We start from the raw sequence: 12,187 nt of genomic DNA, 5'->3' as shown, positions 1-12,187 counted from the left end.
AAAGGGGCGAGGGGGAAAAGACCGCACTGAGCAGTCCCCTCTCCCCTTTGGGGAGAGGGTTAGGGTGAGGGGTAGAGATTACAGCAGCTTAGCCAGACGGTTGATATCAGACTGGATCGCCCCGGCGGTGACGTCGCGCCCCGCGCCCGGTCCACGGATCACCAGCGGGTTATCGCGGTACCAGCGGCTTTCAATGGCGAAGACGTTATCGCATGGCAGCAGGGCCGCCAGCGGATGGTCAGGACGCACCGCCTCGACACCCACGCGCGCCTTACCGTTCGCCTCGAAACGCGCCACGTAGCGCAGCACCAGCCCCATCTCGTTTGCCGCTTCCAGACGTTGCACCATCTGATCATTCAGCTCGTCGCCGTTTTCGAAAAAGTGGTCAACAGAACCCTCTTCGCAGCCCGCAGGCACCAGCGACTCGACGCGAACAGAATCCGGTTCGATGTCATAACCGGCTTCGCGCGCCAGGATCACCAGCTTGCGCATCACGTCTTTACCGGAGAGGTCGACGCGCGGATCGGGCTCGGTTAAGCCCTGCTGCCACGCCTGATCCACCAGGTCGGTGAACGGTACGGTGCCGTCAAACTGCAGGAACAGCCAGGAGAGCGTGCCGGAGAAGATACCGCTCAGCGCCAGAATGCTGTCGCCGCTTTCAATCAGGTCGCGCACGGTATGGTTTACCGGCAGGCCCGCACCAACGGTGGCGTTATAGAGCCAGTGGCGACCCGTTTTTTCAAACGCGTCGTGGATCTGACGGTATTTATCGGTGCTGCTCGCCCCCGCCAGCTTGTTGGCGCTGATGACATGGAACCCGTGGCTGGCGAAATCCAGATACTGATCGGCAAGCTGTTCGCTGGCGGTGACGTCCAGCACCACCAGATCGTCATACGGATGCGCGCGCATCCACAGGAACAGCGACTCTTCGTCCTGCTCGACCGCTTCATCGTTGAAGAAGGCCAGCGCCCGGCTGGCGTCCAGCCCTTCGTAGTTCAGCAGGCTGCGGCGGCTGTCCACCACGCCCGCGAGAATGAATTCAAACCCGGTACGCGCCGAGAGCGTCACCTGCTCGCGGGCAAACAGCTCCAGCCAGCGGGAACCGATGTTGCCTTTCCCGAACAGCACCAGGCCGATGCGTTTTTCCGCGCGGAACAACGAGGTGTGCAGACCCTGAATCAGGCTTTCAGTTGGGCCTTTACGCAGTACGGCGACCAGGCTGATACCCTCTTCCGACTGCCAGGTGAACTCCACCGGCTGGCCTTTCAGCTGCTGCCAGAAGCGGTGGCAGTGCAGCGGGTTACGGGTGACGCCCGCGCCCACCATCGCCACCAGCGCCAGACCCTGACGCAGGCGAAGCTCGCCCGGCAGGCCTGCTTCATCCAGAATTTTCAGCGCGCTGTCCGCCACCTCAGCGGTATAGCAGAACTGCAGCAGTTGACGATCGTTATGCACGCCAACGGCCAGCGGACGCACCTGGGCGCGTTTCAGGATCGTGTCGATATCTTTATGCGCCAGCCTGAAGTCCTGACCTGCCGGGACCTGGAACTCAATCAGGCAGATGTCGTCGTGGCTGGTGACAATACGCGCGCCCGTACCGGATGCCAGCACGCGCTCAATGCGCGTTGAGCCCTGATCCGGCGTATAGCTACAGCGTAGCTGCAGGTCAATATCGCTGCCGGAAACCGGCTGCAGCGTGCGGGCGTGCAACACCGGTGCCGCCAGGCGCGCCAGCTCGCTGGCTTCGTCGAGGCGCAGCAGCGGCAGCAGGCAGGCATCTTTCACTTTACGCGGGTCCGCGCTGTAGACACCGGCCACGTCGCTCCAGATGGTGACGCGGGATACGCCCGCCAGCGCACCAATTTGCGTAGCCGAGTAGTCCGAACCGTTACGGCCCAGCAGCACGGTTTCGCCCGCATTGCTGCGGCTGATAAAGCCGGTGACGACGATACGTTTACCCGGATGTTGCACCAGCAGCTGTTGCAGCAGCGGGTAGGACAACCCTTCATCCACCTGAGGCTGCGCAGCGCGTTCAGCGCGCAGGAAATCACGCGCGTCGAGCCAGGCCGCGTCCACACCGAGATGTTGCAGAACGGCAGCCATCAGACGTGCGGACCACACTTCACCGTGGCCCACCACTTCGGCATAGACCGCGTCGGTAATGCCGCTGTCCAGCAGGGCAGCCAGACGCTCAAGGTCATGCGTAAAGGCGCTGATCAGCCCGTCCGCCACATCAGCAGGCAGCAAACCGGCAATCAGTTCGCTCTGGTAACGACGTAAGGACTGTTGCACCTGATGCGCAGAAAGGCGATCGGTCTGGCTCAGTTTCAGCCAGCTAATCAACTGGTTGGTGGTGCTGCCTGCCGCAGAGACAACCATCATGTCCCCCGGCTGTGAATACTCGGTCATGATCCCTGCAACGCGCAGATAACATTTCACATCAGCAAGACTACTACCACCAAACTTGTGCAGCTGACGACCCTTCGCCCCTGCCTGCGCTATCACACTCATGATTACCCCTTGGCTGCGACCCGGAAGCCATTTTCCAGATCGGCAATTAAATCTTCAGAATCTTCAATACCGGTCGAGATACGCAGCAGCGTCTCGGAAATCCCGGCGGCGGCACGTGCTTCCGGTGCCATACCTGCGTGCGTCATGGTCGCGGCGTGGGAGATTAAGCTTTCAACCCCACCTAATGATTCCGCCAGCGTAAACAATGACAGCCCGCTCAGGAAGCGACGCAACGTTTGCTCGTCACCGTCCAGTTCAAAACTTAACATCGCGCCAAATCCTTTCTGCTGGCGCGCGGCAATCTCGTGCCCCTGATTTTCCGGCAGCGACGGGTGATAAAGCTTCTTCACCAGCGGCTGAGTTTTCAGGAAATCGACAATCGCCTGGGCATTACGCTGCGCTACGTCCATACGCGGCGACAGCGTGCGGATGCCGCGCAACAGCAGATAGCTGTCGAACGCGCCCGCGGTGACGCCAATGTTATTGGCCCACCATGCCAGTTCGGTGACAACGTCGGGATCTTTAGCAATCACCACGCCCGCTACCACGTCAGAATGGCCGTTCAGATATTTAGTGCATGAATGCAATACCAGATCTGCACCCAGTGCCAGTGGGTTCTGAAGGGCCGGACTGAGGAAGGTATTATCCACTACACTTATCGCTCCCGCATCCCTTGCGAGCTGACAAATTTTCGCAATGTCGACAACGCGCAACAATGGGTTGCTTGGACTTTCCACCAGAACCAGCTTCGGCTTCTCGGCCAGCGCCTGTTTCAGCGCCTGCTCGTCGTTTTGATCGACAAACAGCACGCGGTAGCAGCCGCGCTTTGCCAGGCTGTCAAACAGGCGATAGCTGCCGCCGTAGCAGTCGTGCGGTGCAACCAGCAGATCGCCCGGTTTCAGGAAGACCGTCGTCACCAGGTGGATGGCAGACATGCCCGTATTGGTTAATACTGCACCTGCGCCCCCTTCCAGCTCGGCCAGCGCGCGCTGGGTCACGTCACGCGTAGGGTTGCCACGACGCGAGTAGTCATGCGCGCGGGGTTCATTAAATCCGGTGAAATTGTAAGTACTGGAAAGATGAATCGGCGGGACAACGCAGCCGTACTGCTCGTCATCGTTCAATCCGCTACGCACTGCGATGGTGGCCTGTTTACGCGTCATGGTGAGGGCTTCCTGGCGAATAAGGTGAAAAGTCAGGCACCAGAGTAAACATTGATGATATGGACGTCAATACATCTGGACATCTAAACTTCTTTGCGTATAGATTGAGCAATACGCAAATAGCCGTTAAAATTATATGCTTTAGGACACGCTGCAGCGGCAATATCCGTGCCACGGTATCGTCTCTACGGTAAACTATGCAGGTTTGCGGTTCAAAATCGGTGGTTACAGGTTTTGCACCTTTAGATTAATGACTGAGAGGATTAAAGGTATCTCATGGCTGAATGGAGCGGCGAATATATCAGCCCATACGCTGAGCACGGTAAGAAGAGTGAGCAAGTAAAGAAAATTACGGTTTCCATTCCTCTGAAGGTGTTGAAGATCCTCACCGATGAACGTACGCGTCGTCAGGTGAACAACCTGCGTCACGCAACCAACAGTGAACTGCTTTGCGAAGCGTTTCTGCATGCGTTTACCGGCCAACCGTTGCCAAACGATGACGATCTGCGCAAAGAGCGTAGCGACGAAATCCCGGAAGAGGCGAAGGTGATCATGCGTGAACTGGGTATTGACCCGGAGACGTGGGAATACTGAGAAGCGGATACAAAAAAGGCACCTTGCGGTGCCTTTTTTTCGGGAAACTTATTTAGCGCCCGGGATGCTGAAACGCTTGTTGAAGCGGTCAACACGGCCACCGGTTGCAACATCACGCTGCTTACCAGTGTAGAACGGGTGGCATTTGCCGCACACGTCCAGGTTCAGATCGTGACCCACAGTAGAGCGGATCTGGATAGAGTTACCGCAAGAGCAGTTTGCAGTAATCATTTCGTATTTCGGGTGAATATCTTTTTTCATGGGAGAACCTCAGTTAAGGCCGCGTCGCTCTTCCAGCCCTAACGCCAGACACCACGCGATGTTGAATGTAAGTTCTTTGGCGTAAAGTACACCAAAGGCGGCGAATCATACAGAATTTGACCAGCGTATGCAAACTGATCCGCACGCCGCTTTCACTAATGTGTATACTAACGCGCCACTTTTCAAGTCAGGAAGATTCGATGCCCGTCGCTCACGTTGCCCTGCCCGTTCCGCTTCCCCGCACCTTTGACTACCTGCTGCCCGACAGCATGAGCGCCAAAGCGGGCTGTCGCGTGACTGTGCCGTTTGGCAAACAGCAGCGCGTGGGGATCGTCGTCTCCGTCAGCGACAAGAGCGAATTGCCGCTTAACGAACTGAAGTCGGTGGTTGAGGTGCTGGACAGCGAGCCGGTTTACTCCGCCAGCACCTGGCGACTGCTGCTGTGGGCAGCGGATTATTATCACCATCCGATTGGCGACGTCCTGTTCCACGCCCTGCCGATTATGCTGCGCCAGGGCAAGAGCGCCAGCCATGCGCCGATGTGGTACTGGTTTGCCACGGAACAGGGCCAGGCCGTGGATATCAACAGCCTGAAGCGCTCGCAGAAACAGCAGCAGGCGCTGGCCGCACTGCGTCAGGGAAAAATCTGGCGGCATCAGGTGGACGAGCTTGAGGTCAGCGAAGCCGCGCTGCAGGCATTACGCAAGAAAGGGCTGAGCGAACTGGCCAGCGAAGCGCCCGCCCTTCACGACTGGCGCGACGGCTTCTCCGTTTCTGGAGATCGTCTGCGTCTGAACACCGAGCAGGCCACCGCTGTGGGCGCGATTCACAGCGCCTCGGACCATTTTTCCGCCTGGCTGCTGGCGGGCGTGACGGGCTCGGGCAAGACGGAAGTTTATCTGAGCGTGCTGGAAAACGTGCTCGCGCAGGGCAAACAGGCGCTGGTGATGGTGCCGGAAATCGGCCTGACGCCGCAGACTATTGCCCGCTTCCGCGAACGCTTTAACGCGCCGGTTGAGGTACTGCACTCCGGGCTGAACGACAGCGAGCGCCTTAGCGCCTGGCTGAAAGCGAAAAACGGCGAAGCAGCGATTGTGATCGGCACCCGCTCGTCGCTGTTTACGCCGTTTAAAAATCTTGGCGTTATCGTGATCGACGAAGAGCACGACAGCTCCTATAAACAGCAGGAAGGCTGGCGCTATCACGCCCGCGACCTGGCGGTCTACCGCGCACACAGCGAGCAGATCCCTATTATTCTCGGCTCCGCCACGCCTGCGCTCGAAACGCTGCACAACGTGCGCCAGCGTAAATACCACATGCTGCGCCTGACGCGTCGCGCGGGAAATGCCCGCCCGGCCATTCAGCACGTGCTGGATCTCAAAGGCCAGCAGGTCCAGGCTGGGCTCGCGCCTGCCTTAATTTCCCGCATGCGCCAGCATTTGCAGGCGGGGAACCAGGTGATCCTGTTCCTGAACCGTCGCGGATTTGCCCCCGCCCTGCTGTGCCACGACTGCGGCTGGATTGCCGAATGCCCGCGCTGCGACCACTACTACACCTTCCACCAGGCCCAGCGGCATTTGCGCTGCCACCACTGCGACAGCCAGCGCCCGGTGCCGCGTCAGTGCCCGTCGTGCGGTTCCACGCATATCGTGCCGGTGGGTCTGGGCACGGAACAGCTGGAACAGGCCCTTGCGCCCTTCTTCCCGGACGTGCCCCTGTCCCGAATCGACCGGGACACCACCAGCCGCAAAGGTGCGCTGGAACAGCAGCTGGCCGAAGTACATCGCGGTGGGGCGCGCATTTTGATTGGCACCCAGATGCTGGCCAAAGGACACCACTTCCCGGACGTGACGCTGGTCGCCCTGCTGGACGTGGATGGCGCGCTGTTCTCGGCAGATTTCCGCTCAGCCGAACGCTTCGCCCAGCTTTATACCCAGGTGGCAGGACGTGCCGGTCGCGCGGGGAAACAGGGCGAAGTAGTGCTGCAAACGCACCACCCTGAACATCCGCTGCTGCAAACGCTGCTGCACAAAGGCTATGACGCTTTTGCCGAGCAGGCGCTGGCAGAGCGCCAGACCTTGCAGTTGCCGCCGTGGACCAGCCACGTCATCATCCGTGCGGAAGACCATAACAACCAGCAGGCGCCGCTTTTCCTGCAGCAGCTGAGAAACCTCCTGCAGGCCAGCCCGCTGGTGGATAATCAGCTGTGGATCCTGGGCCCGGTTCCGGCGCTGGCGCCAAAGCGCGGCGGACGTTTCCGCTGGCAAATCTTGCTTCAGCACCCGTCGCGTATTCGCCTGCAACACATCGTCAGCGGTACGCTGGCGCTCATCCATACCCTGCCGGAAGCGCGTAAAGTGAAGTGGGTGCTGGACGTCGATCCTATCGAAGGCTGAAGACGGATCGAAAAATTTAATGCGCCTCACACTTTTTATGAAAATTCTGTAACCGATTCCATTAACTATCTGTAAAAATGGTGACGTCCGCAGTTCGGTGTTCAGGCGAGGAGAAGACGTTGAAGTCCAGGAAAGAGGTTGCCACGGCGACCATGAAAGACGTTGCCGAGAAAGCACAAGTCTCAACGGCAACCGTGTCCCGCGCATTAATGAACCCGGATAAAGTTTCCCAGGCGACCCGCAACAAGGTCGAGCAGGCGGCCCTGGAAGTGGGTTATTTCCCGCAGGCCATGGGACGGAACGTCAAGCGCAATGAATCGCGAACGATTCTGGTGATTGTGCCGGATATCTGCGATCCGTTCTTCAGCGAGATCATTCGCGGCATCGAAGTAACGGCGGCAGAGCAAGGCTATCTGGTGCTGATAGGCGACTGCGCCCACCAGAATCAGCAGGAAAAAACCTTTATCGACCTCATTATTACCAAGCAGATTGACGGCATGTTGCTGCTTGGCTCGCGCCTGCCGTTTGATGCCAGCATCGAAGAGCAGCGCAATTTACCGCCGATGGTGATGGCCAACGAATTTGCGCCCGAGCTGGAGCTGCCGACGGTGCATATCGATAACCTGACGGCCGCGTTCAACGCGGTGAACTATCTTCAGGAGCTGGGGCATAAGCGTATTGGCTGCATTGCCGGGCCAGAAGAGATGCCACTCTGTCACTATCGCCTGCAGGGCTATGTTCAGGCGCTGCGCCGGACCGGAGCCATTGTCGATCCGCACTATATTGCGCGCGGTGATTTTACCTTTGAAGCGGGCGGACAGGCGCTGGAGAAACTGCTGGCGCTGCCGGAACCGCCGACAGCGGTGTTCTGCCACAGTGATGTGATGGCGCTGGGCGCGTTGTCCCACGCTAAACGCCGTGGCTTACGCGTGCCAAAAGACCTGTCAATTATCGGCTTCGATAATATTTCACTTTCAGAGTTTTGCGATCCGCCTCTCTCTACCGTTTCACAACCGCGCTATCAGATTGGCCGTGAAGCGATGCTGCTTTTGCTGGATCAGCTGCAGGGTCAAACGGTTAGCAGCGGCTCGCGGTTACTGGACTGCGAGCTGATTGTTCGCGGCTCTACCCAGGCATTGACTTAAAGTAAATGCCTTTCGGACACCCTTATCTGGTCAAAGCCCCGCCGCTTAAGTAACATGGCGGGCTGACGAACGAATAAATACAGCGAAACGATAGTGGCACAACGAGATTATGTACGTCGCGGCCAGCCGGCACCTTCGCGACGCAAAAAGAGCAGTTCAAAAAGCAAGCAGCGTAATCTGCCTGCGGTCTCGCCAGCAATGGTCGCTATTGCTGCGGCAGTGCTGGTGGCCTTTATTGGTGGTCTGTACTTCATCACGCACCATAAAAAAGAAGAGTCCGAGGCGCTTCAGGGCAACAAAGTGGTGGGAAATGGTCTGCCGCCGAAACCTGAAGAGCGCTGGCGCTATATCAAAGAGCTGGAAAGTCGTCAGCCTGGCGTGCGTGCGCCTACCGAGCCTTCAGCCGGTGGTGAAGTGAAGAATGCCGATCAGCTGACGGACGAACAGCGCCAGCTGCTGGCACAGATGCAGGCCGACATGCGCCAGCAGCCGACGCAGCTGAATGAAGTGCCGTGGAATGAACAAACGCCAGCGCAGCGTCAGCAAACGTTGCAGCTGCAGCGTCAGCGCCAGGCACAAATTCAGCAGCAACAGCAGCAGCAGTGGACGCAAACTCAGCCGGTACAGCAGCCGAAGGCTCAGCCATACCAGCAGCCGCCGCAGCAAACGCGCACGGCGCAGTCGCAGCCTGTACAACAGCCAAAAGCGCAGCCGCAAAAACAAGCGGCGCAGCCGTATCAGGATCTGCTCCAGACGCCAGCACATACCACCGCGCAGCAGCCAAAAACGCAGCAGGCCGCGCCGGTGACCAAAGAGACCGACGCGCCGAAGCAGACGGCTGAGAAAAAAGATGAGCGCCGCTGGATGGTGCAGTGCGGTTCGTTTAAAGGTGCCGAGCAGGCGGAAACGGTACGTGCTCAGCTGGCCTTTGAAGGATTTGACTCACGCATTACCACCAACAACGGCTGGAACCGCGTGGTGATTGGCCCTGTCAAAGGCAAAGAAAATGCCGATGGCACCATTTCCCGTTTGAAAGTGGCCGGTCACACAAACTGCATTCGACTCGCCTCCGGGGGTTGAAACCCCCAAAATCCCCCCCATCTATCATTTAATTCAGCCCTGAGCACAGGCTCAGGGCTTCTGTTTCCCGAATTTGTAACCAGGGGGTCTGCTCGTGACAACAATAGTAAGTGTACGCCGTAACGGCCAGGTGGTAATTGCCGGTGATGGCCAGGCCACGCTGGGTAATACCGTCATGAAAGGCAACGTGAAGAAAGTCCGTCGTCTTTATAACGACAAAGTGATCGCCGGTTTTGCAGGCGGCACGGCGGATGCCTTCACGCTGTTTGAACTGTTTGAACGCAAACTGGAAATGCACCAGGGTCATCTGGTGAAAGCCGCCGTTGAGCTGGCAAAAGACTGGCGTACCGACCGCATGCTGCGCAAGCTCGAAGCGCTGCTGGCGGTAGCCGATGAAACTGCATCGCTGATCATCACCGGTAACGGTGACGTGATCCAGCCGGAGAATGACCTGATTGCCATCGGCTCTGGCGGCCCTTATGCCCAGGCTGCAGCCCGCGCGCTGTTGGAAAATACCGACATGAACGCGCGTGATATCGCGGTGAAGGCGTTGGATATTGCAGGCGATATCTGCATTTATACCAACCACAACCACACCATCGAAGAATTGACCTCCAAAGCGTAAGGATCTCCCATGTCTGAAATGACCCCACGCGAAATTGTCAGCGAACTGAACAAACACATTATCGGCCAGGATAACGCCAAGCGTTCCGTGGCTATCGCCCTGCGTAACCGCTGGCGTCGTATGCAGCTTGACGAAGAGTTGCGCCACGAAGTGACGCCGAAAAACATTCTGATGATCGGCCCGACCGGCGTGGGTAAAACCGAAATCGCCCGTCGTCTGGCGAAGCTGGCGAACGCGCCGTTCATCAAAGTTGAAGCCACCAAGTTCACCGAAGTGGGCTATGTGGGTAAAGAAGTGGACTCCATCATCCGCGATCTGACCGACTCGGCGATCAAGATGGTGCGCGTCCAGGCGATCGAGAAAAACCGCTATCGCGCCGAAGAGATGGCCGAAGAGCGTATTCTCGACGTGCTGATCCCACCGGCAAAAAACAACTGGGGCCAGGCAGAACAGCAGGCTGAGCCTTCAGCCGCGCGTCAGGCGTTCCGCAAAAAACTGCGTGAAGGCCAGCTGGATGATAAAGAGATTGAGATCGACCTCGCTGCTGCGCCGATGGGTGTCGAAATCATGGCGCCTCCGGGCATGGAAGAGATGACCAGCCAGCTGCAGTCCATGTTCCAGAACCTGGGCGGCCAGAAGCAGAAAGCGCGTAAGCTGAAAATCAAAGACGCGATGAAGCTGCTGATTGAAGAAGAAGCGGCGAAGCTGGTGAACCCGGAAGAGCTGAAACAGGACGCCATCGACGCGGTTGAGCAGCACGGTATCGTGTTTATCGATGAAATCGACAAAATTTGTAAGCGCGGCGGCAACAGCTCCGGCCCGGACGTGTCCCGCGAAGGCGTTCAGCGCGACCTGCTGCCGCTGGTTGAAGGCTGCACCGTCTCTACCAAGCACGGTATGGTGAAAACGGACCACATTCTGTTTATCGCTTCCGGTGCGTTCCAGGTTGCCAGCCCGTCAGATCTGATCCCGGAACTGCAGGGCCGTCTGCCCATCCGCGTTGAGCTGCAGGCGCTGACCACCGAAGATTTCGAACGTATCCTGACCGAGCCAAACGCCTCTGCCACCGTGCAGTACAAAGCGCTGATGGCGACCGAAGGCGTGAACCTTGAGTTCACCGAAGACGGGATCAAACGTATTGCCCAGGCCGCATGGCAGGTCAACGAAACCACCGAGAACATCGGTGCGCGTCGTCTGCACACCGTGCTGGAACGCCTGGTGGAAGACATCTCTTATGATGCGAGCGACCTTAACGGTCAAACCATTACCATTGACGCAGATTATGTGAGCAAACATCTGGATGCGTTAGTGGCAGATGAAGATCTGAGCCGTTTTATCCTATAATCGCGGTTATTGCATTCTCATCACTGTTAATGGGGGCTAAGGCCCCCATTTTTATTGGCTAAATTACTATGACTGATATCAGCCGTACTCAGGCGTGGCTCGAAAGTCTGCGCCCTAAAACGCTTCCTCTGGCCTTTGCCGCGATTATCGTCGGTACGGCGCTTGCCTGGTGGCAGGGTTATTTTGATCCGCTGGTTGCCGCGCTGGCATTGATTACCGCCGGCCTGCTGCAAATTCTCTCCAATCTTGCTAACGACTACGGCGATGCGGTGAAAGGCAGCGATAAACCTGACCGTATTGGGCCGCTGCGCGGGATGCAGAAAGGGGTGATTACCCAGGCACAGATGAAACGCGCGCTGATTATCACCGTGGTGCTGATTTGCTTATCCGGCCTGGCGCTGGTGACGGTCGCCTCGAAAACCACCAGCGATTTCATTGGCTTCCTGGTGCTGGGCCTGCTTGCGATTATCGCAGCGATTACGTACACCGTTGGCACGCGCCCTTACGGGTATATTGGCCTCGGTGATATCTCCGTGCTGGTGTTCTTCGGCTGGCTGAGCGTGATGGGAAGCTGGTACCTGCAGGCGCATACCGTTATCCCTGCCCTGTTCCTGCCCGCCACCGCCTGCGGCCTGCTGGCGACGGCGGTGCTCAACATCAACAACCTGCGCGACATCGACAGCGATCGTGAGAACGGTAAAAACACGCTGGCGGTGCGTCTGGGGCCGGTCAATGCGCGCCGCTATCATGCCTGCCTGCTCATCGGCGCGCTGGTGTGCCTGGCGCTGTTTAACCTGATCTCCTTGCAGAGTTTGTGGGGCTGGCTGTTTATCCTTGCCGCACCGCTGCTGATAAAGCAGGCCCGCTTTGTGATGCGTGAACTCAGCCCATCCGCCATGCCGCCGATGCTGGAACGTACGGTAAAAGGCGCGTTGCTGACTAACCTGCTGTTCGTCATCGGGATTGTCCTGAGCCAGACGCTCAGTTAGCTGACAAATATCAATTAACAATTGATGATTTTGCCAACAACGCATTTCGCACGATATACTGAACACATTCGCAGCAACT

At 57.9% G+C, this 12,187-nt stretch carries 10 protein-coding genes; 7 read left to right on the top strand and 3 right to left on the bottom strand.

Going from position 1 to position 12,187, the window contains the following annotated elements; translation table 11 throughout:
• Positions 1 to 78: 78 nt before the first annotated feature.
• Together ACWKXT_RS20360 and metB are read right to left on the bottom strand one after the other, a co-directional pair.
• Positions 79 to 2,511 carry a bifunctional aspartate kinase/homoserine dehydrogenase II gene (locus ACWKXT_RS20360; RefSeq protein ID WP_041911800.1) on the bottom strand — a complete coding sequence of 811 codons (2,433 nt, stop codon included), beginning with the start codon at positions 2,509 to 2,511 and terminating at the stop codon, positions 79 to 81.
• A 2-nt stretch (positions 2,512 to 2,513) separates the two neighbouring features.
• A complete protein-coding gene (gene metB, locus ACWKXT_RS20355) occupies positions 2,514 to 3,674 on the bottom strand; it encodes a cystathionine gamma-synthase (protein ID WP_021242813.1) in 1,161 nt (386 codons plus the stop codon).
• Positions 3,675 to 3,950: 276 nt separating this feature from the next.
• Between metB and metJ the strand changes: the two genes are divergently transcribed.
• Entirely contained in the window at positions 3,951 to 4,268 is a 318-nt protein-coding gene (gene metJ / locus ACWKXT_RS20350) for a met regulon transcriptional regulator MetJ (protein WP_003862042.1), read from the top strand.
• A gap of 48 nt (positions 4,269 to 4,316) precedes the next feature.
• Here metJ and rpmE read toward each other — a convergent pair whose 3' ends face one another.
• Positions 4,317 to 4,529 carry a 50S ribosomal protein L31 gene (gene rpmE / locus ACWKXT_RS20345; RefSeq protein ID WP_003862040.1) on the bottom strand — a complete coding sequence of 71 codons (213 nt, stop codon included), beginning with the start codon at positions 4,527 to 4,529 and terminating at the stop codon, positions 4,317 to 4,319.
• Positions 4,530 to 4,729: 200 nt separating this feature from the next.
• Between rpmE and priA the strand changes: the two genes are divergently transcribed.
• The 6 genes from priA (at position 4,730) to menA (ending at position 12,108) form a co-directional block, all read left to right on the top strand.
• Complete coding sequence (priA, locus tag ACWKXT_RS20340; RefSeq protein WP_454533298.1) at positions 4,730 to 6,925, top strand: primosomal protein N'; 2,196 nt, start codon at positions 4,730 to 4,732, stop codon at positions 6,923 to 6,925.
• A gap of 119 nt (positions 6,926 to 7,044) precedes the next feature.
• Positions 7,045 to 8,070, top strand: coding sequence for a DNA-binding transcriptional regulator CytR (gene cytR, locus ACWKXT_RS20335; protein ID WP_080330329.1), 1,026 nt, complete (start codon positions 7,045 to 7,047; stop codon positions 8,068 to 8,070).
• Between the two features lie 93 nt (positions 8,071 to 8,163).
• Positions 8,164 to 9,150, top strand: a complete 987-nt coding sequence (ftsN, locus tag ACWKXT_RS20330) for a cell division protein FtsN (protein WP_454533297.1) — start codon at positions 8,164 to 8,166, stop codon at positions 9,148 to 9,150.
• A 94-nt stretch (positions 9,151 to 9,244) separates the two neighbouring features.
• Positions 9,245 to 9,775 carry an ATP-dependent protease subunit HslV gene (hslV, locus tag ACWKXT_RS20325; protein ID WP_014072345.1) on the top strand — a complete coding sequence of 177 codons (531 nt, stop codon included), beginning with the start codon at positions 9,245 to 9,247 and terminating at the stop codon, positions 9,773 to 9,775.
• 9 nt (positions 9,776 to 9,784) lie between these two features.
• Complete coding sequence (gene hslU, locus ACWKXT_RS20320) at positions 9,785 to 11,119, top strand: HslU--HslV peptidase ATPase subunit (protein WP_028014840.1); 1,335 nt, start codon at positions 9,785 to 9,787, stop codon at positions 11,117 to 11,119.
• Positions 11,120 to 11,187: 68 nt separating this feature from the next.
• Entirely contained in the window at positions 11,188 to 12,108 is a 921-nt protein-coding gene (gene menA, locus ACWKXT_RS20315; protein ID WP_454529350.1) for a 1,4-dihydroxy-2-naphthoate polyprenyltransferase, read from the top strand.
• Positions 12,109 to 12,187 lie beyond the last annotated feature (79 nt).

The sequence above is a fragment of the Enterobacter sp. UPMP701 genome (assembly GCF_053709515.1).
Note: the sequence above shows the minus strand (reverse complement) of the source record. Positions and strands in the feature narration are given on the sequence as shown.

What these genes read in the sequence shown, in the direction of transcription:
- ACWKXT_RS20360 (WP_041911800.1), bottom strand. Translation starts at nt 2,511, where the DNA reads ATGAGTGTGATAGCGCAGGCAGGGGCGAAGGGTCGTCAGCTGCACAAG.
- metB (WP_021242813.1), bottom strand. Translation starts at nt 3,674, where the DNA reads ATGACGCGTAAACAGGCCACCATCGCAGTGCGTAGCGGATTGAACGAT.
- metJ (WP_003862042.1), top strand. Translation starts at nt 3,951, where the DNA reads ATGGCTGAATGGAGCGGCGAATATATCAGCCCATACGCTGAGCACGGT.
- rpmE (WP_003862040.1), bottom strand. Translation starts at nt 4,529, where the DNA reads ATGAAAAAAGATATTCACCCGAAATACGAAATGATTACTGCAAACTGC.
- priA (WP_454533298.1), top strand. Translation starts at nt 4,730, where the DNA reads ATGCCCGTCGCTCACGTTGCCCTGCCCGTTCCGCTTCCCCGCACCTTT.
- hslU (WP_028014840.1), top strand. Translation starts at nt 9,785, where the DNA reads ATGTCTGAAATGACCCCACGCGAAATTGTCAGCGAACTGAACAAACAC.
- menA (WP_454529350.1), top strand. Translation starts at nt 11,188, where the DNA reads ATGACTGATATCAGCCGTACTCAGGCGTGGCTCGAAAGTCTGCGCCCT.